Here is a 24,386-nt window from a genome sequence, read left to right on the forward strand (position 1 = left end):
ACGTCCTTCCCGAAACGGACAGAGAACACCATTCCTCCGCCTGTTCCTAACAGGTAACGATCGTTTCCACCGGTAGATGACGGTATTGGCCGATGCGCGAATATCGCTCGCGACTCAACGGCCGGTGGCATGGCCGGCCGCCGCGTCGTACAGCAGCCGTTCGATCCGGTCCACGCCCGCCGGCATCGACATCTCCCGCAGGTACGCCTCCCGGCCCCGCCGGCCCATGTCCGCCCGGGCGGGCGGCGGGATGGTGGCGGCCAGCCAGAACCGGTCGGCCAGGCTCGCCCAGTCCTCGGGCGGACAGGAGAGGCCGGCCCGGGCCCGCTCCACCAGTTCGGCGGTGTCCCCGCCGGCCGAGGCCACCACGGGCGCGGCGCAGGAGAACGCCGCCTGGAGCTTCACCGGCAGGGTGCTGCGCAGCTCGGGCAGGTCACGCAGCATGACGAGCTGGTAGTCGGCCGCGGCGTACAGCTCGGGCATGTCCAGCGGAGACCGGCGCTCGACGAAGCGCACGTTGTCGGCGCGCAGTTCGGCGGCGAGCCCCCGCACCCGCCGCTCGTCCGCGCCCGAACCCACCAGGACGAGGTCCATGGTGCGGTCCAGTGCCGCCGCCGCCCGTACCGCCGTCTCCAGGCCCTGCCGGGCGCCGATGGTCCCGGCGTGCATCACCACGCAACGGTCGTCCCGGCGCACCAGCCGGCGCGCCGCCCGGCTGGGCCGCGCGGGTTGGAAGATCCGCTCGTCGGTCCAGTTGAGCACCACCCGCACCCGGGCCGGGTCGGCGCCGGCGGCCACGACCCGGTCCCGCAGCGACGGCGCGCAGACCGCGATCCGGTCGGCGGCCCGGTAGATCCGGGTCATCGCCGCGCCGATGCGCCCCGCCCACCGCCCGTGCTCCGCCTCGGTCGGCTCGGCCGCCGCCCAGACGTCCTGCACGTGTACGACGGTCGGCACCCGGCCCAGCAGGCGCAGCAGGCCCGCCGCGGCGAACGCGGTCGCCGGGGGCAGGTGGACGTAGAGCGCGTCGACGCCGGCGAGGAACGACCGCCCGGTCAGCGCGGCGCTCCCCGCGAAGGAGAGGTAGCCGGCCATCCGGGTGCGCAGCGATCCGTCGCCGCCGCTGTAGCGCGGGACCCGCCGGACGGTGAGCCGCTCGCTGCGGGTCTCGTGCCGCCACCGCTGCCGCCACCCGGGGTAGACGTGCCCGCCGGGGTAGTCGGGGAAGCCGGTCAGCACCCTCACCTCGTGCCCGCGCACGGCGAGTTCCTCGGCCAGACTGCCCGGGATGAAGGCCGGCTCGGGCGGGAAGTGGTACGACAGGATCCCGATCCTCATCGGCGTGCCCCCGTCCGGGCGGGGCCGCTCGGCGCGGCACGGTGCCGTGGACGGCCCGGGCCCGCGTACGATGCCCGCATCCCCTCCACGTCCGGCCGGCGCCGTCGGCCGACGGTCGTCGCGGCGTCGCCCGCGACCGCGCCGACGAGAGGGGTCCAGATGGTCGACCGGGTGCTGTTCGTCTGCCACGCCAACCTGTGCCGGTCACCGATGGCCGAGTACCTCGCCCGCCGCCTGCTGGTCGGGCAGCCGGTGCTGGTCTCCAGCGCGGGCACCGACGCCGTGGACGGCCTGGCGATGCACCCGTACGCGGCGGAGGTGGCGACGGAGGCCGGCGGCGACCCCACCGACTTCCGCAGTCGCCGGCTGCGCGCCGAGCTCCTGGTCGGGGCGACGTTGGTGCTGGCGGCGACCCGGCGGCAGCGATCGGTCTGCACCGCGCTGGCACCGGCGGCGCTGCACCGGACGTTCACCCTGCGCCAGTTCGGTCGGCTGGCCGAGGCGGCCGGCGCGGCGACGGATCCGGCCGACGACGACGCCGTGACGTACCCGGCCGACGGGCCCCTGCGGGCCGCGGTCCGGGCCGCCGCCCGCGCCCGGGGGCGGTTGCAACCCGCCACCCCCGACGCGGACGACCTGGTGGACCCGCTGGGCGGCACCGCCGCCGACTTCCGCCGCTGCGCCGAGGAGATCGAACGGTCGCTGCGACCCCTCGCCGCGCTCATCGGGACAGCCGGGTGAGTTCCTGCGTCCGGTCGCCGGGGCCGTCGATCCGCTCCGCGTGCCGGGCGCTCGGGGCCCGGTCGGCCGGCACGTCCGGGGTCCCGGTCGCGGTCACCACCCGGTAGGCCTCGTACTGGTAGGCCTCGGCCTTGGCCACCTTGGCCATGTTGAGCACGCAGCCGAGCAGCCGGACGGAGACCGAGTTCAGCGAACGCGCGGCGGCCGCCACCTGGGTGCGCGAGGTGCGTCCCTGCTGGGAGACCAGGAGCGCGCCGTCGGCCTGGACGGCCACCACCACGCCGTCGGTCACGGCGAGCAGCGGGGCGGTGTCGATGATGACGATGTCGGCCGACTCCCGCAGGGCGAGCAGCAGGTCCGCCATCGCCTTGGAGCCGAGCAGCTCGCTGGGGTTGGGCGGCGCCGAGCCGCTGGGCAGCACCAGCAGGGACTTGTCGCCCCAGCGCTGCACCACGTCGCCGACCTGGACGTCGCCCACCAGCACGTCGGTGAGGCCGATGCCGGCGTCGAGCCCCAGGTAGTCGGCGACCTTCGGGCGACGCAGGTCGGCGTCGACCAGCAACACCCGCCAGCCGGCCTCCGCCAGGGCGATGGCCAGGTTGCAGGAGAGCGTCGTCTTGCCCTCGCCCTGCAGGGCGCTGGTGACCGCGATGACCCGGGCCGGCTCGTGGACGTCGACGAAGCGCAGGTTCGTCCGCAGCTTGCGCACCGCCTCGGCCCGCGCCGAGTTCGCCGCGTCGCCGACGATGAGCGGCTCGGACTTGGCGGTGCTCTCGAACGGGATCTCGCCGAGCAGCGGGCTGCCGGTGGTGCGCTGGAGACCGGCGGCGTCGCGCAGCCGGACGTCGGCCAGGCCCCGCAGGATCGCCAGGCTCACGCCGGCGAGCAGCCCCAGCAGCGTGCCGACGGCGAAGTTGCGCACGGGCTGCGGCGACACCGGGGTGGGGCTGACCCGCGGCCCGCTGACCACCTCGATCTTGATCGGGCCGGCCTTGCCGTCCTGGGTCGTCTCCACCTTCTGCACCAGCTCCACGAACTTCGCGGAGAGCAGCTCGGTGACCTTCAGCGCGCGGTTCTGGTCGGTGTCGGTCACCGAGGCGCGCAGCAGGACGGTCCCCGTCTCGGTGGAGGTGCTGACCCGGCGCTGGACCTCCTCGGCGGTGAGGCCGATCGGGTTCTCGGCCACCACGCTCTGCGCGAGCCGGTCGCTGGTCAGCAGCTCGGCGTACGACTTGACGCGCTGCTGGAGGAAGAGGCCGCCCTGGTAGGCGTCCGTGACGCCCTGGCTGGGCGTGGTGACGAAGAAGGTCACCGAGGCGACGTACCGGGGCTGGGCCCGCACGGTGACGAGGGCGGTGATTCCGAGGGCGACCATGACGGTGAGGAGCACGATCCACCAGTGCTGACGCACCAGGCGCAATTGGCGGTACAGGTCCATCAGGCGTGCCTCCGTACCAGGCCGGTAACGCCAAAGAACTTCACGAAAACCCCCAAGGTCGACTTGATCTCGTGAAACCATTAAAGCGACTCATACGACTTATGTCCTGAGTTACGTATTTTCACCCCTTGACATCCGCGCCCGACCCGCCAACCGACAAACGGGCGTGCGGCGTCCCGGGTAGCGGGGAGAGACGAACGGGCGTGACGTTGCCGACCGGCGAGCCGTCCCGACTCGCCGGTCACGCCGCCGGTGGATAGGGTCGGCAACGGTGTGCCGGGAAGTCTGGTCGGCGAGTGACCCCCTGCTGCCCCGACACCGAGACGGACCTCGCGCATGACAGATCGCGCCCCGCACACCGACCCTTCCCACACGCCCCGCCGGCTCTTCTCACGTACCTCCTGGCCGGAGGCCCGGTTCCTGGCCGACGTGCTGCGGACCGAGACCGTCGGCGGCGGCCTCCTGCTGCTCGGCGCGGTGATCGCGCTGATCTGGGCCAACTCGCCCTGGGGGTCCTCCTACGAGGCGCTGGGCGACTGGGTGCCCTGGTCCGGCGGGAAGGCCCTGCACCTCGACCTGAACCTGGCCGCCTGGGCCGCCGACGGCCTGTTGGCCATCTTCTTCTTCGTCGTCGGCCTGGAACTGAAGCGGGAATTCGTCGCCGGCGAGCTGCGTGATCCCCGCCGCGCGGCCCTGCCGGTGATCGCCGCCGTCGGGGGAATGGCGCTGCCCGCGCTGATCTACGTCGCGGTCAGCCTGGCCGCCGGCGGGGACGGGCTGCAGGGCTGGGCCATCCCCACCGCGACGGACATCGCGTTCGCCCTGGCCGTGCTGGCCCTCATCGGCTCCCACCTGCCGCAGGGGCTACGGGCCTTCCTGCTCACCCTCGCGGTGGTCGACGACCTGCTCGCGATCACCGTCATCGCGGTGTTCTACACCGACGACTTCAGCCCGCTGCCACTGCTCGCCGCACTGGCCCCGATCGCGATCTTCGGCCTGCTGGTGCAGCGTCGCAGGACCTGGTGGTGGGCGCTGATCCCGCTCGCGGCGACCGCCTGGGCCCTGATGCACGCCTCCGGGGTGCACGCCACCGTGGCGGGCGTCCTGCTCGGCTTCACCGTGCCCGTCCTGCGGGGCCGCGACGGCGACGGGCACGGGCTCGCCGAGCACCTGGAGCACCGCTGGCGCCCCGTCTCGGCCGGCCTCGCCGTGCCGGTCTTCGCGTTCTTCGCGGCCGGGGTCTCGCTGCGGGGCGCCGATCTGGGCGCGATCGTCACGGACCCGATCGTCGTCGGCGTCGTCGCGGGCCTGGTGCTCGGCAAGGCCGTCGGGATCTTCGGCTCGACGTTCCTGCTCGCCCGGTTCACCCGGGCCCGCCTCGACGAGGACATCACCTGGACCGACCTGCTCGGCGTGGCACTGCTCGCCGGGATCGGCTTCACCGTCTCGCTGCTGATCGGCGAGCTCGCGTTCGGCGCCGGCAGCGCCGCCGACGCCAACGTCAAGGCGGCCGTGCTCGCCGGCTCGGTGATCTCGGCGCTGCTCGCCGCGGTCGTGCTCGTCCGCCGCAACGCCGCCTACCGGCGGATCGCCGAGGCGGAGCGGGTGGACGCCGACCGCGACGGCGTGCCGGACGTCTACCAACGCGGCGACGGCTGACGCGCGACGCCACCACGCCCGGGACGCCCGGCGAGGTCCGGACGGCTCGGCCGGCCCGAAAGGGTCCCGACCGTCCGGACCGTTCGGCCACGACCCGCGACCGGCACCTCCGGAGCGCGGCGGGGAGCTGAGGGACCGGCCGTTCCGGAACGCTGCGTCGGGGTGGGCGCCTGGAACGTGCACTCCGGCGGGGCGAAGGACCGGCCGTCCCGGAACTCCGGCGGGCGGCGAAGGCCCCCCGCCGGAGCTCGGACGGGTCAGTGGCGCCGCTCGGCCGCCCGGCGCTCCTCCTGCTCGTCGGCGAGGGCGTCGCTGACCGGCTCCATCAGGTCGTCGCCCGGCACCGCCACCTCCTCCGCCCGGTCCTGCTCGTCGGCACGCCCGCCGGCCGGCGGCTGGGGGGCGGTGGCGCCTCCGGCGAAGCCGTACTCGTTCGGCTCGTCATGCTTGCTCATGTGGCAGTCCTCCCGCTTTCTCCGGTTTCGCCTCCTACCGCAACGGTAGGTGGTGATCCTCATGCCCGCTGGGGGCCGCCGATAGTCGCTCCGGCCGCGCGGCGGCGAGCGCGGCCCACAGCAGCCGGCGCAGCAGGATGATCGCCGCCGCCGCGGCCAGCTCCGCCCACCCCTGGCCGACGGCGAGCCGCAGCAGTCCGGCGGCGGTGAGCAGGTCCAGCAGCACCCGCAGCGCACACCGCCAGGAGCCCGTGCCGACCAGCACCGCCAGCCCGGCGAGCGTGGCCAGCGCGGTGGTGGCGGTCACCAGCGCCCGGGTCACCCGTCGCGCCCCGCCTGCCCCACCTGCCGCTGCTCCTGGCGGATCTCCCGGGCCAGGAAGTAGTTCAGCGCGGTCCGGATGGTGGCGATCGCCGCCAACTGGCCGATCTGGGTGAAGGTCGGCGAAACGGCCGTACGCAGGATGTCCGCCGCCAGCTGGAACTCCAGCCCGAGGGTGAGGAACCGCCCGAGGGAGAGCCGGATCGGCGTGAACACGGCGGCGCTGCGGTGCCGCAGCCCTTCGACCACGAACCGCAGCGCCGCCCAGGCCGCACCGACGAAGATGACCACCGCACCGGCGACCTCCACGGAGGTGACCAGGGCCTGGTAGCCGTGCCGCAGCACCTCCTCGACGCCCACGGGCTGGCCTTACCCGGCCCGACCGCTGCTAGTCGACGTCAGGTGAGCTGCGCGACGGCCTCCAGGATCAGCCAGAGCCCGCAGATGGCGAAGAGCACCGCGGCGCCGTACTTGATGGTCTTCTCCGGCAGCTTCCGGCCGAGCATCCGCCCGACCAGGATCGCCAGCGCGTCGGCCGCCACCATGCCGATGGTCGAGCCGAGCCAGGTGCCGAACCAGCCGTACTGGGTGGCGAGGGTGATGGTGGCGAGCATCGTCTTGTCGCCCAGCTCGGCCAGGAAGAACGCCACCGACACCGCCACGATGGCGGACTTGCTGGTCTTCTCGGCCTTGCGCTTCTCCTCCTCGGTGAGGGTGTCGCCGCGCAGGGTCCACGCGCCGAAGCCGAGGAACGCCAGGCCCGCGACCAGTGAGATCCACTCCGTCGGCAGCGCGGCACCGAGGCCGTAGCCGATCGCCACCGAGGCCAGGTGCACCACGGCGGTGGCGACGGTGATGCCGATCAGGACCGGCACGGGCTTGAAGCGGGTGGCGAAGGTCAGGGCCATCAGCTGGGACTTGTCACCCAGTTCGGCGACGAAGATGACGCCGAAGCTGACGGCCAGCGCGACGAGGAAACCTTCCATGACATCCTTCCGGATCATGCCGGGAGGAGGTATGGGGCGCCCTCGACCCGGCTACGACAGCCTGGGTCGAAGGTCTCGCCCGCCCCGGACACCGAGGCCGCGTGGCCGGATGCGGAACGCACCAGTGTGTCGACCACGACGTTGAGGGCTACTCCCCTTCGCGCCGCCCAGCCTAGCCGACCGCGGGCCGGCCGGGCCGCGCCGGGTGAAGACTGTCACGCGCCGCCACGCGCCTCACCCGGGTCGCGACCCGGCGCCGGTCACTCGGCGCGGGCCAGGGTGACGCCGAACAGTCCGTCGGGATCCGTCCAGAACTCGTGGGCGGCGAAGCGGGCCGCCGCCAGCTCGGCGGCGATGCCCTCCGGCCGGAACTTCGCCGACACCTCCGTGCGCAACTCCTCGCCCTCGGCGAAGGAGACCTCCAGGTCGAGCACCCGCACGCGCATCGGTCGCAGCGCCCGCAGCCGCATCTCGATCCACTCCCGCCGCGCGTCCCACAGGGCGACGTGGGCGAACCCCTCCGGGTCGAAGTCGGCGCCCAGCTCCCGGTTGATCACCCGCAGCACGTTGCGGTTGAACTCGGCGGTGACCCCGGCCGCGTCGTCGTAGGCCGGCACCACCACCGCCGGGTCCTTGACCAGGTCGGTGCCGATCAGCAGCCAGTCCCCCGCCTCGAGGGCGGCCCGCATCGCGGCCAGGAACCGCGCCCGCTCGGCGGGCAGGAGGTTGCCGATGGTGCCGCCGAGGAAGAGCACCAGCCGCCGCCCGCCCGCCGGCAGCCGGTCCAGGTGGCGGGTGAAGTCCCCGACGATGCCGCGTACCCGCAGCCCGGGATAGTCGGCGGCGATCCGGGCGGTGGACTGGCGCAGGGCGCTGACCGAGACGTCCAGCGGCACGAACGTGCCGAGGCCGCCGCGGCGGGTGAACGCGTCAAGCAGCAGCCGGGTCTTCTCCGACGAACCCGAGCCGAGCTCGATGAGGGTCTTCGCCCCGGTCAGCTCGGCGATCGTGCCCGCCCGGTCGGCCAACACCGCGCGTTCGGCCCGGGTCGGGTAGTACTCCGGCAGCCGGGTGATCTCCTCGAACAACTCGCTGCCCCGGGCGTCGTAGAACCACTTGGGAGGCAGCCACTTCGGCTCGGCGGTCAGGCCGGCGCGGACGTCCTCCCGCAGGCCGCGGCCCAGGTCCTGCTCCTCGAGGTGGATCTCCAGCGGCTCCGCGCTCATGTCTTCCCCTTCGTCGTCGGGTGGAACGTCCCTGTCGCCCGGCGGTCAGAACTCGGCGAGAGGGCGTACGCGCACCCCCGTCGCCGTCGCCTCCACCAGTTGCCCGTCCGGCACCGCCTGCCAGCCGGGGTCGTCGTCGTGCGGTTCGGACGCCAACAGCACCGAGGCCGGGGTCGTCCGGATCGACAGCGCGTGCCCGGCCACGCTGGCCACCACGGTGTGCCCGTCGGTGAGCAGCAGGTTGAGCCGGGATCCGGGGGCCGCCGCGGCCACCGCCGTGACGGTCTCGGCCATCGCCCGGGCGGGCTTCACCCCGGCCCGCAGCCGGTGCCGCACCAGCGCCCACAGCAGGGCCGCGTCGGTCGACGCGTCGAGGGTGAGCAGGTCGCGCACCGGCAGGGTGCCGGCCAGCGGGACCACCGAGTCGGGCCAGCCCCGCACCACCCCGTTGTGACTGAACAGCCAGCGCCCCTCGGCGAACGGGGCGGCGCCCCCGTCGAGCACCGCCATGCCGACCGTGGCGGAACGGACGGCGGCCAGCACCGCGCCGGCCGAGGTGACCGCCGCGAGCTGCGCGATGGTCGGGTCGCTCCAGATCGGCTGGGCCCGTCGGTAGCGCACCGGCTCGCCGTCGCCCGGATACCAGCCGACGCCGAAGCCGTCGGCGTTGATCGTCCCGCCGCCGCGCATGTCACGCGGCGCCCAGGACTGCCGCACGAGGGAGTACGGCGGATCGAACAGCAGCTCCCGCAGGGTGACCGGCGGCCCCAGGTAGGCCAGGTGGCGGCACATCAGCCGACGCCCCCCGCCCCGGTCGGCCGGTCGGCGCGCGGGCGTCGACGCGGGTCGCCGGCCCTCCGGGGGCCGGGGCCGGTGTGCCCCGCCCTCACGGCTGCGACTCCTCCGGACGGGCGTCGCGGGCACAGCGGAAGCCGCTGAAGATCTGCCGCCGGATCGGGTAGTCCCAGTTACGGAAGGTGCCCCGGCACGCGGCCAGGTCGGTGCCGAACGACCCGCCCCGCAGCACCTGGTAGTCGTCGCCGAAGAAGACCTCGGAGTATTCGCGGTAGGGGAACGCCCTGAAGCCGGGGTGCCCCCGGAAGGTGGTCGACGTCCACTCCCACACGTCGCCGACGAGCTGGTGCACGCCCAGCGGTGAGGCGCCCGCCGGGTAGGCGCCCACCGGCGCCGGCCACAGATGCCGCTGCCCCAGGTTGGCGTGCTCGGCGGTGGGATCCTCGTCGCCCCACGGGTAGCGGCGGGAGCGGCCGGTGGCCGGATCCCAGCGGGCCGCCTTCTCCCACTCCGCCTCGGTCGGCAGTCGCCTGCCGGCCCAGGCCGCGTACGCCCACGCCTCGTGGTAGCAGACGTGCACCACCGGCTCGTCGTCACGGACCGGGGCCCACCGCCCGAAGCGCCGGTAGGCCCAGCCGTCGCCGTCGCGCCGCCAGTGCATCGGCGCGGACAGCCCCGCCTCCTGACGGTGCCGCCAGCCCGCCGGGCTCCACCAGCGCGGGTCGTCGTAGCCGCCGTCGGCGATGAACTCGCGGTAGCGCCCGTTGGTCACCGGCGCGGCGTCGATGACGTACGCCGGCAGGTGGACCCGGTGGGCGGGGCGCTCGTTGTCCAGCGCCCACGGGTCCGTGTCCGTGCCCATCGTGAACTCGCCCGCCGGGATCAGCACCTCACCGCCGACGGAGGCGCGCGGCTCGGGCGGCGGCGGGGCGTGCAGTACCGCCGGCCCGGCGCGCAACTGGTGGGTGGCGAGCATCGTCTCGTCGTGCTGCTGCTCGTGCTGCACGATCATGCCGAAGGCGAAGCCGTCGGCGACCAGCGGGCGGTCGGTGAACGCTACCCGGTCCAGCAGGTCGAGCACCTTGTCCCGGACGGTGAGCAGGTAGGCGCGGGCCTCCTGCGGCGGCAGCAGCGGCAGCGACGGGCGGTCCCGGCGGGGCTGCTTGAACGCGTCGTAGAGGTCGTCGATGTCGCGCCGGACCGGTTCGCGGCCGCCGACGTCGCGCACCAGCCAGAGCTCCTCCTGGTTGCCGACGTGGGCGAGGTCCCAGACCAGCGGGGACATCAGCGGCGAGTGCTGCCGCACGAGGTCGGCCTCGTCGACCGCCTCGGTCAGCAGCGCCGTGCGGGCGCGGGTGCGTTCCAGCTCGGCCGCGATCCGGCTGCGCAACTGCTCCGCGCCCGGCTGTCGCGTCGTCGCTCCGGTCACCGGTGCCTCCTCCCCGCGGCGGCCCGTCGCCGCCGTACGTCTCGGTCGATGTCGTCGTGCAGGGCCGCCGGCAGGTCGAGCCCGGGCAGGGCCGTCAGCGCCAGGTCGAACAGTTCCGCGGCGGCGGCGGCCAGCCCCCGGTCGCGCAGGCCGTGGCGGGCGGCGGCGTGCCAGCGGTGCGCCACCGGCCCGGCGACGGCGCGGGCCGCCTGCACCGTGCCGGGCTCGGCGAGCAGGGCCGCCAGCACCGCCAGGGGGAGCGCCCAGCCCCGGCCGGGCTGCGCGTCGAGGTAGCGCAGTTCCAGGTAGCCCCGGGGACGCACCGGCGGGAAGAGGGTGCTCACGTGGTAGTCGAGGTCGTCGGTGGTCGGGGGTCGGGGCAGCGCCCCGTCGACCCAGTCGGCGAAGGTGACCGCCGGCGGCGCCGTCCAGTCGGGACCGGCGTGGCGCACGCAGAGCAGCGGCGCGGCGAGGACGTAGTCGACCCAGGCGGCGACCGGGTCGGCGTCGGCCCGCTCGGGCGTCCAGACCGGGCGGGTACGGGCCGGGTCGATGGCGAACCAGGCCGCCATCCGCGCCGACGCCCAGCCGGTGGCGCGGCCGGCGTGCCGGTGGGCCGTGGCGAAGGCGGCCAGCAGGGGCGGCCCGACCGCGTGCACCGCCGCCCAGCGTGCCGACAGGTGCTCCGGCTCGCCGGCGTCCAGGCAGACCTGGAGGCCGGCGGTGCTGTACATCATCGTCCGCCCGGCCGGGCCGCGCCGGTCGAAGACGTGCCGCATGGCGCGGTAGCGGGGTGTCTCCACCACGGGCGACGGCGGCCGGTGAGGGTCGATGCCGCTCTGCCCGAGGACCAGCCCGGCGGCGGCGAGCAGGCCGCTCACCTGGGCAATCTCGCCGTCGGTGGCGGACACGAGGGCGGCGACGGAGGCTTGGGGCGCGGTGGAGATCTCCAGCTGCCCGCCGGGCTCGACGGTCACGGTGCCACCGTGGCGGAGCGGCGCGGCGGGGCTCGCGCGGTCGAGGGTCGGGGGGCTGTGCCGCCCCAGGGCCGCCCGGAGCCGCTGGCCGTCGACGGGGCGGGCGGGGTCGGCGGCGTCGTGCACGGTCCACTCGAGTTCGACGCCGGTGCGGGTCGGTGGGCCGGTCTTGAAGCAGATCCGCGCGAGATGGCCCGCGGCGACGGCGCGTTCCCGCAGGACGGTGGTCCGGTCGAGCTCCGGCGACGTCACCACAGGACGGGCTCCCTTCCCCGCGCGACTACCGGTCCGGGCCACCGTAACGCCGGCCACCGACATCGGCGGGGCGACGGCGGCCCACCCACTCCTGTCTATCAGACGAAATTCGGGTGGCCGGCCGGAACCGACGGGGAGTCAGCCGGCCGCCTACGGCGTCGGCAGCGCCGTCGGCCCGACCCGCCGCGACTTCTGCGGCTCCGCGTCGGGCACCAGCTCCCGGCAGAATCCGTCGACGGCCTCCCGGCCGCCCGCCGCCGTCACCAGGCCGGCGAACGCGGAGGTGTCCAGCGTCTTCTCCCGCTGGGCGGCCGGCTGGGCCAGGTACGACCGGCACAGCCCGCGCAGCTGCTCGGTGCGCTGCTCCGGCGACCGCGGCCCGCCGCCCGGCCGGCCACCCGGCGGGCCGGGCGGGGTGACCGCACCGGAGGTGGGGGCGCCCGACGGGCTGGCCGGGGCGTCGGTGGGCGTGCCGGAGGGGGCGCCGCCGCCGGTCGGGTCCGTCGACCCGCCCTCCTGCGGCTCGGTGGTGGCCGGTGCCGGAGTGCTCGGGCGCGGGCTCGACGGGGTGGGCTCGTCGGGGCGGTCCAGCGTGACGGCCGCGAAGGCGGCGCCCGCCGTCGCGGTGACCACCACCCCGGCCGCCCAGGCGACGGCGCCGGCGGTGAACCGGCGTCCGCGCGGCGGGCGCGGCGCGGCCACGGCGGTGCCGGGCGCGGCGGCGCGGGCGGCGCGGAATGCCGCCAGCGCGGCCTCCTCGCCGGCCAGTTCCCCGGGGCGCGCGGGGGCCGCGGCGGCGGAGAGCAGCCGGGCGAGCGACTCCGGTTCGGCGGCGTCCGGCGTACGGGCCGCGTCGAGCAGCCGGTCGGACTCGGCGCGGTCGGCCGGACGCTCGCTCCGGCGGAAGGTCATCTGGATCCCCTCACGTCAACCGTCCGCCGGCTCGGCGTGCGGCGCCTGCCGCCGACCGGCGCGCGGGTGCGGCGGCGTCGCGCCGTCGGAGGCGGCCGGCGGCTGGGACAGGTCGTAGCGTTCCATCAGGGCGGCCAGCCGGCGCAGTCCCCGGTGGGCGGCGGTGCGCACGGCGCCGGGCCGGCGGCCGAGCACCCGCCCGGCGGTCTCGGCGTCCAGCCCGATGACGGCGCGGAGCAGGACCGCCTCGGCCTCGCGCGGCGGCAGGGTGGCGATCAGCGCCAGGGCGGCCTCGGTGCCGATGGTCTCGCCGGCCCGCTCGGCGGTGTCGGCGTCGCCGGCCAGCTCACTGAGCGCCTGCACCGGAACCGGCAGCGACGGGCGGCGGCGCTGCCGCCGCAGGTGGTCCATGGCCCGGTTGCGGGCGATCGTCACCGTCCAGGCCCGGAACTCGCCGCCGGTGAAGCTGGGCAGGTCGCGGGAGATCTGCAGCCAGGTCTCGGAGGCCACGTCCTCGGCGTCGGCGCCGACCAGGGCGGTCAGGTATCGCAGCAGACCGGGCTGGAGGCTGCGGTAGAGGAACCGGAAGGCGTCCTCGTCGCCGGCCTGCGCCGCGGCGACGGCGCCGTTCAGCTCAGCGGACACGTGCCCGCCACCTCCGCGGCCCCGGCACGCCTGGGCGGCGCACGCCGGTCCGGGCGTACGCGACTCCGGCACGGTCCGGCACCCGGACCTGATCCCGCACCCTCAGCCCCCCGCTGACCTGGTCACGCCGGGCCGCGACGGCCCGGACGGTAGTTCTGGACTCTCGCCACGGCGGCACGGCCGGCGCCGCAGCGCCGGCGACGCCGTGGGGCGGGCCCGAGTCGGGCTAACGGTAGGAGCACCGGGCCGATCGGACAAGCCGACCCCGGTCGACAAAAGAGTGAGAATTATCTAGCCGAACGGAGAGCGGGTCGCCGTAACACGGGACGTCGCCGCGACGCTGCGCCCGCGCGCGCCCCCGGCCGAAGGGTCGTTCGCCCAGCGTACGGCGGCGATGGGCGGATCTTGTCACGCTGCGTCCCGGGGCGGACACAGCGTAGCCGAGGCGCTCGCGGTTCCGCCGCCCTCGCCGGGCCGGCCGCGTCGGCGGGGTCCCCCACTCACGACGCGCCGTTCGACGCCACTCTGGGTACGGTGGTGCTGTGTTGTCACCGGAGGTCGTACTCAGCGGTCGGTACCGCCTGGACGAGCGTGTCGCCACGGGCGGCATGGGCGACGTCTGGCGGGCCAAGGACCTCGTCCTCGGCCGTCAGGTCGCGGTCAAGGTCCTGCTGCCCGCGCTGGTCTCCGACCCCGACTTCATCGCCCGCTTCCGCGCCGAGGCGCGGATCATGGCCGCGCTGCGGCACCCCGGCATCGTCCAGGTCTTCGACTGCGGCGAGGACGACCTGCCCGACGGCAGCCGGGCCGACTACCTGGTCATGGAGTTCGTGACCGGCCAGCCGCTGTCCAAGCGGATCGAGGCCGTCGGCCGGCTCGACGTCGGCGAGACGATGGCGATCGTCGCGCAGGTGGCGCAGGCACTGCACGCCGCGCACCTCGGCGGGATCGTGCACCGCGACGTCAAGCCGAGCAACCTGCTGGTGCAGGAGGACGGCAGCGTGGTGCTCGTCGACTTCGGCGTCGCCCGGTCGACCAACGTAACCAGCATCACCAGCACGAACGCGGTGCCCGGCACCGCGCTCTACATGGCGCCCGAGCAGGCCGCCGGCCGGCCGGTCTCCGCGGCCACCGACATCTACGCCCTCGGCGCCGTGACCTACTGCTGCCTCAGCGGCAGCCCGCCGTTCACCGGCGACAACCCGCTCCAGGTCGCCGTCCGGCACCTCGACGACGAGCCGCCGGAGCTGCCGAACGAGATCCCCGAGGCGGTCCGCGCGCTGGTCTCCCGCGCCCTGGCGAAGGACCCGGCCGACCGGTTCGGCAGCGCGGCGGCGATGGCCGAGGCCGCCCGCGCCGCCGTCTCCGACCCGTCCGCGCCGACCGCGATGGTGGCCGCCCCGGGCGTCGCCGCGCTGCGCGGCGCCGACCCGGGCACCCGCACCGACCTGCCGGCCGTGGCGGCCGCGACGACCGGGCGGCGGAACCGCCGCGGCACGCTGGTCGGCGCGGTCGCGGCGGTGCTGGTGGCGCTCGCGGGCCTGGGCGCCGCGCTCGGCGCGGCGGGCGAGGCCGACGCGCCGGCGGTCAACGTGCCGAAGACGACCGCGCCGGCCGCCGTACCGAGCGGGGACGCCGAGGCGCCGGCGCAGGAGGAGCAGGACACGAACCGGACCCGTCCGTTCCGGCCGGCCGGTTCCACCTCCAGCCCGTCGCCGTCGACCACCGTCTCCCCGGTCTCGCCGCAGCCGAGCCAGTCGGCGGGCCCGCAGTCCCCGGAACCGACGGGAAGCACGGACCCGGCGCCCACCGGCGATCCCACGTCCACCGCGCCGACGGAGCCCACGGACCCGGCCCCGACCGACCAGCAGACGCCTCCGACCACGCCGGCGAACCCGCCGGCCGGCGGGGGCGGCGGCAGCACGCCACGCGACGGAGCGTCCTGACCCGCCGCGCCGGGCGGCCCCGTCCCGTCCGCACTCCCGCCGCGACCGGTCGCGCGCCGGTTCCCGCCGCCGTCCGGCCCCAGCCGGCCGAGCCGGGCGTTACGCGCCGCTGACGTTCCCTCCCGTAACAGCAGCACCGATAATCCCAAAACGGACTTACGGGCACACATATCGCCCTAGGCTGCCGAGCAGGATCGTTTCCGTCTGCCTCGGGAGTCCGCGTGAGCGTTGAGAAGTTGGTCGTGATCGGCCAGGGGTACGTCGGTCTGCCGTTGGCCATGCGGGCCGTGGAGGCCGGCCTCGACGTGGTCGGCCTGGACGTCGACTCCGACCGGATCAAGCGGCTCGCGTCCGGCGAGTCGTTCGTCGAGGACATTCCCGCCGACCGGCTCGGCCGGGCGCTGGGCAGCGGCCGGTACCGCCCGAGCACCGAGTACGCCGACGCCGAGGGCTTCGACATCTGCGTCATCACGGTCCCCACGCCGCTGCGGGACGGCACGCCCGACCTCAGCTTCGTGGAGCAGGCCGGCATCGACATCGGCCCGTACGTCCGGCCGGGCTGCGCGGTGGTCCTGGAGTCGACCACCTACCCCGGCACCACCGAGGAACTGCTGCGCCCGCTGCTGGAGTCGGCCAGCGGGCTGCGCAGCCCCGGCGACTTCCACCTGGGCTACAGCCCCGAACGGATCGACCCCGGCAACCGGACCTGGCGGCTGGAGAACACCCCGAAGGTGGTCTCCGGCGTCGACGCGGACTCCCTCGCCCGGGTGGACGGGTTCTACCGGCGGATCGTGGAGCGGACGGTGCCGGTGGGCTCCACCCGGGTGGCGGAGCTGACCAAGCTGATCGAGAACACCTTCCGGCAGGTCAACATCGCGCTGATCAACGAGCTGACCATGCTCTCCCACCACCTGGACATCGACGTCTGGCAGGCGATCGAGGCGGCCGAGACCAAGCCGTTCGGGTTCATGCCGTTCCGGCCCGGCCCCGGGGTGGGCGGGCACTGCCTGCCGATCGACCCGTGCTACCTGTCCTGGCAGGTCAAGCGGCGCCTCGGGCGGCAGTTCCGGTTCATCGAGCTGGCCAACGACGTCAACCACGAGATGCCCGAGCACGTCGCCCAGCGGATCATGGGCGGGCTGAACCGGACCGGCCGCCCGGTGAGCGGGGCCCGGCTGCTGCTGCTGGGGCTGGCGTACAAGAAGAACACCGGCGACATGCGCGACTCCCCCGCCGTCGAGGTCGCCCGGCGCCTGCACGCCCTCGGCGCGGACGTGCGGGCGGTGGAGCCCTACGCGGAGCCGCACCAGATCCCCGCCGGGGTCCTCGTCGTGGGCCTGACCGAGCGGGAGGTCCGGGCGGCCGACGCTGTCGTCGTGGTCACCGACCACGACGACTTCGACTACGACCTGGTCGTCCGGCACGCCCGGTACGTCTTCGACACCCGCAACCGGTGCTCCGGCCCGGTCGTGGAGCGCCTGTAGACCCGGCACCGCTGGCCGGTCCCGCCGCCCGAGGGTGGGTGGCGGGACCGGCCGGCGGATGTCACTGGTCGCCGAGCGCCTCGACCACCGGCCGGGCCAGCGCCCGGCGGGCCGGCAGCACCGACGCGACCAGGGCGGCCGCCACCGCGACCCCGAGGATCAGCCCGAGCTGCCCCAGCGGCAGCACCACGGCGAAGTCCCCGCTGATGCGGGCCAGCAGCGCCATCGCCGCCGCGCTGACGCCGGTGCCGAGGCCGACCCCCAGCAGCGCGCCGACCAGCGCCATCAGCACCGCCTCGACGGCCAGCATCGCCCGCATCCGGCCCCGGGTCAGCCCGACCGCCCGCAGCACGGCGTTCTCCCGGGTCCGCTCCACCACCGACAGGCTCAGGGTGTTCGCCACACCCACCAGCGCGATCACCACGGCCAGGCCGAGCAGCGCGGTGACGAAGGCGAGCAGCATGTCGATGGTGCCGGTGAGCATCTTCTTGTACGCGCCCTGGTCCATCAGGTTGGCCGTGGGATAGCGGCCGACCACCGTCTCGATGGCGGCGCGGGCCTGGTCGGCGGAGACACCGCCGGCCGGGTCGATCTCGGCCAGGTAGCCCCGCTGGGCCGGGAAGAGGGCGGTGAAGTCGGCGTCCACCACCTCGATGACGTGGCCGGCCGGGACGGGGCTGCCGGCCAGGGCCGGCCCGTCGGCGGTGACGACCGCGGCCACCCGCAACGACCGGCCCCGCAGGGTCAGCGTGGAGCCGGCCGTCCAGCCGCGCGCCTCGGCCAGCTCCCGGTGCACCAGCACCGACCCGGGCGCGAGCCGGCCGACCTCTCCGGCCACCACGCCGGTCAGCGTCCGACCGACCAGGGCGGGATGGGCGGCCCGGACCTGCACGTCGGCGGTCACGGCGCTGCGCTGTTCGTGCACCACCGCCAGTTCGGGCCGGGCCCGCAGCTCGTCGACCAGCGGCGTGGGCAGGTCCCCGCCGATCCCGGTGACCAGCCAGTCGACCCCGATCTCGGCGTCGACGCTGCGCTCGATGCCCTCCTTGGTGCTGCGCGCGCCGACCACGAACGCCGACACCAGGCCGATGCCGATCACCAGGGCGGTGGCGGTGGCCGCGATGCGGCGCGGATTGCGTACGGCGTTGGCCACGGCCAGGCCGGCGGTGGCGCCGAACAGCCTGCGGGCGGGCCAACCCAGCACCCGGACCAGCGCCGGCACCAGCACCGGCCCGAACAGCACGATGCCGAAGAAGGTGAGCACCCCGCCGGCGGCCACCAGCACCACCTGGACGGCGGGCGCGGCGCCGACCAGCGCGGCGATACCGGCGGCGAAGACCAGCGCCCCGACGGCGAGCCGGAGCCGGCCCGCGCCCCGGGCGGGCTGGACCGCCGCGTCGGTGAGCGCGGCGACCGGCGGCACCCGCGTGCCCCGCCAGGCGGGCAGCAGGGCCGCGCCCACCGTGATCGCGGTGCCCAGCAGCAGGCTGGCCAGCACGGTCGGCACGGTGACGGTCAGCCCACCCGAGACCGGCGCGTCCAGCCGCCCCATGAGCTGGTTCATGCCGCCGGCCAGGGCCACACCGAGCAGCACGCCCGCCGCGGAGGCGACCGACCCGACCACGGCCGACTCCAGCAGCGCCGCCCGGAACGTCTGGCCACGGGTCGCGCCGACCAGCCGCAGCAGCGCCGTGCGCCGGGTCCGCTGGGCCAGCACGATGGCGAAGGTGTTGGCGATGACGAACCCGGCGACCACGACGGCCACGCCGGCGAAGGTCAGCAGCACCATGTTGAACTGCTCCAGGTCGCGGACCGCGTCCTCGACCGCCTCGTCGAGGATCCGCTGCCGGGTCTTGACGGTCGCGCCGGCCCCGGCCACGTCGGCGGCCCGGTCGGCGAGCGCCGCCTCGTCCGCCCCGGGACGGGCGGCCACCATGATCCGGTCGTAGCCCCGCTGCCCGGTGACCGCGAGGGCGTCCGCGCCGACCAGGCCGATGAACGGGCCGCCGACGTCGCGGGAGGTGCCGGCCACGTCGACCGTGCCGACCAGGGTGTACGGGCGGGCCGCTCCCCCGCTGCCGCCGACGCGGACCGGCACGCCGACCGTGAACCCCTCCTCGGCGGCGGTGGGCGCGTCCAGCACGACCTCGCCGGGGCGCTCGGGCAGCCGGCCGGCCACCACGTCGTACGAGCGCAGCGCGTCGTCGACGGGGACGGCGGCGAGCACGGCGTAGCCGAGCACGGGGCGGCCGTCGGCGCCGACGATGCCGCCGGAGCCGAGCAGTTCGCCCTCGGCGGCGGCCACCCCGTCGACGGCGCGGATCCGGTCGACCAGCGCGGCCGGCAGCGGATCCCTGGTGGCGGGGTACACGGCGAGGTCGGTGTGCCGGTCGAAGGCGCCCGCCCGGTCGTACGCCCCGGCGCGCATCCCGTCGACGAAGATCAGCGTGCCGGCGATGAAGGCGACGCCGAGCACGATGGCCAGCGAGGAGAGCAGCAGGCGCAGCGCCTCGGCGCGGAGCTGGCGCAGGGTCAGGCGGATCACCGGGCCACCGCCGGATGCCCGGCGGCCGGGACGCGCGCGTGGTCGAGGCCCGCGAGGGTGTCCAGCACCCGCTCGGGCGTCGGCGCCGCGAGGTCCCGCACGGGCCGGCCGTCGGCGAGGAAGACCACCCGGTCGGCGTGCCCGGCGGCCGACGGGTCGTGGGTCACCATGATCACGGTCTGGCTGAGGGTGTCGACGGCCTCGCGGAGCAGGCGCAGCACCTCCGCGCCGGAGCGCGAGTCGAGGTTGCCCGTCGGCTCGTCGGCGAAGATCACCCACGGCTTGGTGATCAGCGCGCGGGCCACCGCCACCCGCTGTTGCTGGCCACCGGAGAGCTCGGCGGGACGGTGGCGCAGCCGGTCGGCGAGCCCCACCGCGGCGACGACCTGGCGCAGCCAGGCCCGCTCCGGCCGGCGGCCGGCGATCGCCAGCGGCAGCACGATGTTCTCCTCGGCGGTCAGCGCCGGCAGCAGGTTGAACTTCTGGAACACGAAACCGACCCGGTCGCGGCGCAGCAGGGTGAGCCGCCTGTCGTCGAGGCGGGCGAGGTCGGCGTCGCCGATGCGTACGCTGCCCGCCGTGGGCCGGTCCAGCCCGGCGAGGCAGTGCATCAGGGTGGACTTGCCGGAGCCGGACGGGCCCATGATGGCGGTGAACCCGCCGGCGGCGAAGTCGACGTCGACGCCGTCGAGGGCGACGACGGCGGCCTGGCCGGCGCCGTACCGCTTGGACAGGCCGCGGGCGGTGACCGCGACGCCGGCGGTGGCGTGCGCGGGGGGTGCGACGGACACGTGGAGCTCCCCGTGGAGATCGTGACTGGGACGTCTCCGACGCTATGGGCGCGGCGGACCCGTGGGCGTCCACCCGCGCGCTCGGCCTCGCTGCGACCGAGGGTGCCCCTGACGGGGCGGACCCGTACGACCTGGGTCGTACGCCGGCTCAGCCGCCGGGGGTGACCAGCCCGCTCTCGTACGCCAGCACCACCGCCTGCACGCGGTCGCGGAGCCGGAGCTTGGCCAGGATCCGGCCGACGTGCGTCTTCACGGTCGCCTCGGCGACGTGCACCCGGGCGGCGATCTCGGCGTTGGACAGGCCCTGCGCCACCAGCAGGAGGACCTCCCGTTCCCGCTCGGTGAGCTGGGCGAGGCGCGGATCCTCGGCGGGGCCCGGGCCGAGCCGGCCGGCGAAGCGGTCGAGCAACCGGCGGGTGATCGACGGGGCGACGACCGAGTCGCCCTGGGCGACCACCCGGATGGCGGCGATCAACTCCTCCGGCGGGACGTTCTTGAGCAGGAAGCCGCTGGCGCCGGCCTGCAACGCGGCGAAGGCGTCCGCCTCGGTGTCGAAGGTGGTGAGCACCAGCACCCGTGGCGACCCGGCGGGCCGGTCCCGGCAGATCCGACGGGTGGCCTCCACCCCGTCCATGGTCGGCATCCGGATGTCCATCACCACGACGTCGGCCTCGACCCGGGCCAGCACCCGCAGCGCGTCCGCGCCGTCGATCGCCTCGCCGACGACCTCCAGGTCGGGCTGGGAGCCCAGCACCATCCGGAAGCCGGCGCGGACCAGCGCCTGGTCGTCCACGATCACCACGCGGACCGTCATGCCGCCGCCACCTCCGTCGTCGTCCCGGGCGTCGACGGTAGCGGCAGCCGCGCCTCGACCTGCCAGCCCCCGGACAGTCGGGGGCCGGCGGCGAGGCTGCCGTCGTACACGCTGACCCTCTCGCGCATGCCCACGAGGCCGTGGCCGCCGGACGGGGCGGGGCTGACCGGCGGGCGGCCGTGCCCGTCGTCGACCAGCCGGACCACGACGGCGTCGCCGCCGTGCTGCAGGGTGACCTCGACCTCGGCGCCGACCCCGGCGTGCTTGAGCGCGTTGGTCAGGCCCTCCTGCACCACCCGGTAGAGGGTCAGTTCCAGGCCGGGTGGCAGTGGCGCCGGCTCGCCGGTGACCGAGTGGCGCACGCGCAGGCCGGCGGCGCGGAACCGGTCGAGCAGGGCCGGCAGCTCGGTCAGCGCCAGCCGCCGGTGTTCCGGGTCGGCGGTCACCCCCGCGCCGCCGGACCCGTCCGCCGCGTCGGGGGCGGCGTCGGAGGGGTCGGTCTCCCGCAGTACGCCGACCAGCCGACGCATCTCCTCCAGCGCCTGCCGGCCGGTGTCGGCGACCACCTTCACCGCGTGCCGGGCGGTCTCCGGGTCGCGGTCGAGCATGAAGCGCGCCCCGTCCGCCTGCACGATCATGACCGCCATGCTGTGCGCCACCACGTCGTGCAGTTCCCGGGCGATGCGGGCGCGTTCCCCGGCGACCGCGGCGCGGGCCTCCGCCTCGCGTTCCCGCTCCAGGGTGGCGGCCCGTTCCTCGAGGGTGAGCACGTAGAGCCGGCGGGTCCGCACGTTCAGGGCGACCAGCCAGACCGCCCCGGTGACCAGCCCGAAATAGATCGCCGTGGCCCACCAGGCGACGGCGCCCCGGGTCTGGAGGGCGGCGAGCACCACCCCGACGGCGGCGACGATCCCGGCGAGGACCCCGTCGCGGAGCCGGTCGGCGTACTTCACGACGCTGTAGAGGGCGATCAGCACCGCGACGTCGAAGGCCAGCGGGCCCCAGCCGGCGATCACCTGGGTCAGTGCGAGCACCGCCACGACGGCGGTGACCGCCGACGGGTGGCTGCGCCGGAACAGCAGCGCCACCGCCATCGCGGCCCCGACCAGGGTGGCCTTCCACCCGCCGGGCTGGTTGACCAGGCCGGCGAGGCCGAAGAGCACCACCATGGCGGAGACGAAGACGTCGAAGGCGACGCTGCGCAGCGGGCGGCCGAAGATCGTGCGGTCCACGGTCACCCAGCGTACGTGTCGCCGTCGCCGGGCAGCTCACGGCGCACGCGGACGCCGGGCCGGTCAGGCCGCCGCGCCGCGCGGACGGGCCGCCGGGCCCGGGTCAGGACGCCAGCACGTCGCGCATCCGGTCGATCTCCACGGTCTGCTCGGTGGCCACGGAGTTGGCGAACTCGGACAGGGTGAGGTCGGAGCCGACCCTGAGCAGGTCGGTGGCCATCTGCACCGCGCCCTGGTGGTGTTCGCTCATCATCGCGACGAAGAGCCGGTCGAACTCGGCGCCCCGGGCGGCGGCGAGCCTGCGCATCGCCTCGGGCGACTGCATCCCCCGCATGCTGCCGTGGTCGTGCCCCGGCACGTCGGTGGTGAGCCCTCGGGCCTGCAGCCAGCCGCGCATCATGCCGATCTCCGGGCCCTGGCTGGCCCTGATCCGCTCGGCGAGGGCGCGCAGGTCGGGGTCGGCGGCGCGGTCGGGGGCCAGCTCGGCCATCTCCAGGGCCTGGGCGTGGTGCGGGATCATCATCCGGACGAACCAGACGTCCATCGAGTTGTGCCGGGACGTGGCGGTGTCGCGCATCTCCTCGGCGGGACGGACCGCGGCGGTCTCGCCCGGACGCCCCGGCACGATGACGGCGGGGCGCCCGGGATCGACCGGGACGGCGGCCGACGCCGAGGCGGGGGCGGCGACGGGTCGCGCGTCGGGGGTGGTCGGTCCCTCGCCCGACCGGGACAGGACGACGGCGCCGACCGACACCACGAGCACGGATGTGACGACGGCCAGGATCCGCGCGCGCCGGTTGGTCATGGGCCACTCCCCCGGTAGAGGTCATGGCGATCGTATCCATTGACGGAGAGCACGACATGTGACCCAGATCACATCGACGGACCTCATCGGACGGTAAGGTGTCGACAATCGTCATCCCCTTGCGAAGGGCCTCGCCGATGATCAGATTCCGCACTCCGCGGGCCCGACGGCTCACCACCGTGAGCATCGCCGCGGCCGGCCTCCTTCTCGCCAGCGTCGCCACCGCCCCGCCGGGGAACGCCGGGGTGGCGACGGGCTCCGCCCCGTCCGGCACAGTGGACACCACCAACACCATCCCGGGCGTCGACGAGATCGTCAGCAGCCCCAACCTGCGGCAGGTCGCCAACCTGCCGAAGCAGGCCCCGCTGGACGCCACCAACAGCGACCTCGCCTTCCAGGGCCGCTACGCCTTCGCCGGCAACTACAACGGGTTCGTCATCTACGACATCTCCCGGCCGACCGCGCCGACGGTCGTGTCGCAGGTGTACTGCCCCGGGTCGCAGAACGACATCTCCGTCCACGGCGACCTGCTGTTCCTCTCCACCGACTCGCCCCGCAGCGACGACTCGTGCAACAGCACCGGCACGTCCGCGACGGTCAAGGAGTCGTGGGAGGGCATCAAGGTATTCGACATCAGCGACAAGGCCAACCCGCGCTACGTCAAGGCGGTCGAGACGGCCTGCGGCTCGCACACGCACACCCTCGTGCCCGCCAGGACGCGCGGGACGGTCTACCTGTACGTCTCCTCGTACAGCCCTCGGGCCGAGTTCCCCGACTGCCAGCCGCCGCACGACTCCATCTCCATCGTCAAGGTGCCGCTGAACAAGCCCACCGACGCGGCGGTCGTGGCCACCCCGAACCTCTTCCCCGACGACGGCGGCTACGAGGGCCGCCCCGGCGCCTCGGCCACCTCCGGCTGCCACGACATCACCGCCTACCCGGAGAAGAACCTGGCCGCCGGCGCCTGCATGGGTGACGGCATCCTGATGGACATCTCCAACCGGGAGGCCCCGCGGGTCATCCACCAGGTCCGGGACACGGTCAACTTCGCGTTCTGGCACTCGGCCACGTTCAACAACACCGGCACCAAGGTCGTCTTCACCGACGAGCTGGGCGGCGGCGGCGCGGCCACCTGCAACGAGGCCATCGGCCCGAACCGGGGCGCCGACGCCGTCTACGACATCACCGGTCGCGGTGGCGCCCGCACGATGGTCTTCCGCAGCTACTACAAGATCCCCCGCAACAACGCCGACACCGAGAACTGCGTGGCGCACAACGGCTCGCTCATCCCGGTGCTCGGGCGCGACATCATGGTCCAGGCGTGGTACCAGGGCGGCATCTCGGTCTGGGACTTCACCGACTCCGCCAACCCCAAGGAGATCGCCTTCTGGGAGCGGGGCCCGCTGTCGGCCGACCGGCTGACCGGCGGTGGATCCTGGTCCGCGTACTACTACAACGGCTACATCTACTCCAACGACATGCAGAAGGGCTTCGACGTCCTGAAGCTGACCGACTGGCGGACCTGGACGGCCAACCTCGTCCGGTACGGCGAGCTGAACGTGCAGACCCAGCCCAGCTACCTGAGCTGGTAG

General features: G+C 74.9%; 22 protein-coding genes. 5 read left to right on the top strand and 17 right to left on the bottom strand.

Annotation, left to right across the window (positions count from 1 at the left end):
• Nucleotides 1-114: 114 nt before the first annotated feature.
• On the bottom strand, nucleotides 115-1,338 hold the full coding sequence (locus tag GA0070606_RS03655; protein WP_091095065.1) for a glycosyltransferase family 4 protein: 1,224 nt from the start codon (nucleotides 1,336-1,338) through the stop codon (nucleotides 115-117).
• Nucleotides 1,339-1,497: 159 nt separating this feature from the next.
• Between GA0070606_RS03655 and GA0070606_RS03660 the strand changes: the two genes are divergently transcribed.
• Nucleotides 1,498-2,079, top strand: coding sequence for an arsenate reductase/protein-tyrosine-phosphatase family protein (locus tag GA0070606_RS03660; RefSeq protein WP_091095068.1), 582 nt, complete (start codon nucleotides 1,498-1,500; stop codon nucleotides 2,077-2,079).
• Here GA0070606_RS03660 and GA0070606_RS03665 read toward each other — a convergent pair.
• Complete coding sequence (locus GA0070606_RS03665; protein WP_091095070.1) at nucleotides 2,060-3,517, bottom strand: tyrosine-protein kinase domain-containing protein; 1,458 nt, start codon at nucleotides 3,515-3,517, stop codon at nucleotides 2,060-2,062. The two genes, GA0070606_RS03660 and GA0070606_RS03665, sit on opposite strands and share 20 nt — an antisense overlap.
• A gap of 336 nt (nucleotides 3,518-3,853) precedes the next feature.
• Here GA0070606_RS03665 and nhaA point away from each other — a divergent pair, with 336 nt between their 5' ends.
• On the top strand, nucleotides 3,854-5,176 hold the full coding sequence (nhaA, locus tag GA0070606_RS03670; RefSeq protein WP_091095072.1) for a Na+/H+ antiporter NhaA: 1,323 nt from the start codon (nucleotides 3,854-3,856) through the stop codon (nucleotides 5,174-5,176).
• Nucleotides 5,177-5,433: 257 nt separating this feature from the next.
• Here nhaA and GA0070606_RS03675 read toward each other — a convergent pair whose 3' ends face one another.
• From GA0070606_RS03675 to GA0070606_RS03720, 10 genes are all read right to left on the bottom strand, one after another.
• Nucleotides 5,434-5,631 carry a hypothetical protein gene (locus tag GA0070606_RS03675; RefSeq protein WP_091095075.1) on the bottom strand — a complete coding sequence of 66 codons (198 nt, stop codon included), beginning with the start codon at nucleotides 5,629-5,631 and terminating at the stop codon, nucleotides 5,434-5,436.
• A gap of 34 nt (nucleotides 5,632-5,665) precedes the next feature.
• The gene (locus GA0070606_RS03680; RefSeq protein ID WP_176737229.1) at nucleotides 5,666-5,938 is read right to left on the bottom strand and encodes a hypothetical protein; all 273 of its coding nucleotides are present in this window, start codon (nucleotides 5,936-5,938) and stop codon (nucleotides 5,666-5,668) included.
• Nucleotides 5,939-5,949: 11 nt separating this feature from the next.
• Nucleotides 5,950-6,312 carry a DUF1622 domain-containing protein gene (locus GA0070606_RS03685; protein WP_091095079.1) on the bottom strand — a complete coding sequence of 121 codons (363 nt, stop codon included), beginning with the start codon at nucleotides 6,310-6,312 and terminating at the stop codon, nucleotides 5,950-5,952.
• Between the two features lie 38 nt (nucleotides 6,313-6,350).
• Entirely contained in the window at nucleotides 6,351-6,938 is a 588-nt protein-coding gene (locus GA0070606_RS03690; protein ID WP_091095081.1) for a TMEM165/GDT1 family protein, read from the bottom strand.
• A 260-nt stretch (nucleotides 6,939-7,198) separates the two neighbouring features.
• The gene (gene egtD, locus GA0070606_RS03695) at nucleotides 7,199-8,164 is read right to left on the bottom strand and encodes an L-histidine N(alpha)-methyltransferase (protein ID WP_091095083.1); all 966 of its coding nucleotides are present in this window, start codon (nucleotides 8,162-8,164) and stop codon (nucleotides 7,199-7,201) included.
• Between the two features lie 45 nt (nucleotides 8,165-8,209).
• Complete coding sequence (gene egtC / locus GA0070606_RS03700; RefSeq protein WP_091095085.1) at nucleotides 8,210-8,956, bottom strand: ergothioneine biosynthesis protein EgtC; 747 nt, start codon at nucleotides 8,954-8,956, stop codon at nucleotides 8,210-8,212.
• Nucleotides 8,957-9,050: 94 nt separating this feature from the next.
• Nucleotides 9,051-10,388 (bottom strand): ergothioneine biosynthesis protein EgtB, encoded by a 1,338-nt coding sequence (gene egtB / locus GA0070606_RS03705; protein WP_091095087.1) that lies wholly within the window; start codon nucleotides 10,386-10,388, stop codon nucleotides 9,051-9,053.
• Nucleotides 10,385-11,620, bottom strand: coding sequence for an ergothioneine biosynthesis glutamate--cysteine ligase EgtA (gene egtA / locus GA0070606_RS03710; protein WP_091095088.1), 1,236 nt, complete (start codon nucleotides 11,618-11,620; stop codon nucleotides 10,385-10,387). Before egtA ends, egtB begins: the two co-directional genes overlap by 4 nt.
• 150 nt (nucleotides 11,621-11,770) lie before the next feature.
• Nucleotides 11,771-12,532, bottom strand: coding sequence for a hypothetical protein (locus GA0070606_RS03715; protein ID WP_091095090.1), 762 nt, complete (start codon nucleotides 12,530-12,532; stop codon nucleotides 11,771-11,773).
• A gap of 15 nt (nucleotides 12,533-12,547) precedes the next feature.
• Entirely contained in the window at nucleotides 12,548-13,177 is a 630-nt protein-coding gene (locus tag GA0070606_RS03720) for an RNA polymerase sigma factor (RefSeq protein WP_091095092.1), read from the bottom strand.
• Between the two features lie 542 nt (nucleotides 13,178-13,719).
• On the opposite strand from GA0070606_RS03720, the gene GA0070606_RS03725 reads away from it, so the two are divergent.
• Together GA0070606_RS03725 and GA0070606_RS03730 are read left to right on the top strand one after the other, a co-directional pair.
• On the top strand, nucleotides 13,720-15,123 hold the full coding sequence (locus GA0070606_RS03725; RefSeq protein ID WP_091095094.1) for a serine/threonine-protein kinase: 1,404 nt from the start codon (nucleotides 13,720-13,722) through the stop codon (nucleotides 15,121-15,123).
• 221 nt (nucleotides 15,124-15,344) lie between these two features.
• Entirely contained in the window at nucleotides 15,345-16,607 is a 1,263-nt protein-coding gene (locus GA0070606_RS03730; RefSeq protein ID WP_091095096.1) for a nucleotide sugar dehydrogenase, read from the top strand.
• A gap of 61 nt (nucleotides 16,608-16,668) precedes the next feature.
• On the opposite strand, the gene GA0070606_RS03735 is transcribed toward GA0070606_RS03730, so the two are convergent.
• From GA0070606_RS03735 to GA0070606_RS03755, 5 genes are all read right to left on the bottom strand, one after another.
• Complete coding sequence (locus GA0070606_RS03735) at nucleotides 16,669-19,152, bottom strand: ABC transporter permease (RefSeq protein ID WP_091095098.1); 2,484 nt, start codon at nucleotides 19,150-19,152, stop codon at nucleotides 16,669-16,671.
• Complete coding sequence (locus GA0070606_RS03740; RefSeq protein WP_091095100.1) at nucleotides 19,149-19,943, bottom strand: ABC transporter ATP-binding protein; 795 nt, start codon at nucleotides 19,941-19,943, stop codon at nucleotides 19,149-19,151. Before GA0070606_RS03740 ends, GA0070606_RS03735 begins: the two co-directional genes overlap by 4 nt.
• Nucleotides 19,944-20,091: 148 nt before the next feature.
• Nucleotides 20,092-20,757 (bottom strand): response regulator, encoded by a 666-nt coding sequence (locus GA0070606_RS03745; protein WP_091095102.1) that lies wholly within the window; start codon nucleotides 20,755-20,757, stop codon nucleotides 20,092-20,094.
• Complete coding sequence (locus GA0070606_RS03750) at nucleotides 20,754-21,995, bottom strand: sensor histidine kinase (protein WP_091095104.1); 1,242 nt, start codon at nucleotides 21,993-21,995, stop codon at nucleotides 20,754-20,756. Before GA0070606_RS03750 ends, GA0070606_RS03745 begins: the two co-directional genes overlap by 4 nt.
• Nucleotides 21,996-22,092: 97 nt before the next feature.
• The gene (locus tag GA0070606_RS03755) at nucleotides 22,093-22,794 is read right to left on the bottom strand and encodes a DUF305 domain-containing protein (protein ID WP_091095106.1); all 702 of its coding nucleotides are present in this window, start codon (nucleotides 22,792-22,794) and stop codon (nucleotides 22,093-22,095) included.
• A 137-nt stretch (nucleotides 22,795-22,931) separates the two neighbouring features.
• Here GA0070606_RS03755 and GA0070606_RS03760 point away from each other — a divergent pair, with 137 nt between their 5' ends.
• Nucleotides 22,932-24,386, top strand: a complete 1,455-nt coding sequence (locus GA0070606_RS03760) for an LVIVD repeat-containing protein (protein WP_091095108.1) — start codon at nucleotides 22,932-22,934, stop codon at nucleotides 24,384-24,386.

Origin of the sequence: Micromonospora citrea (assembly GCF_900090315.1) — a bacterium.
In the GTDB taxonomy this organism is placed as follows: Bacteria; Actinomycetota; Actinomycetes; order Mycobacteriales; family Micromonosporaceae; genus Micromonospora; species Micromonospora citrea.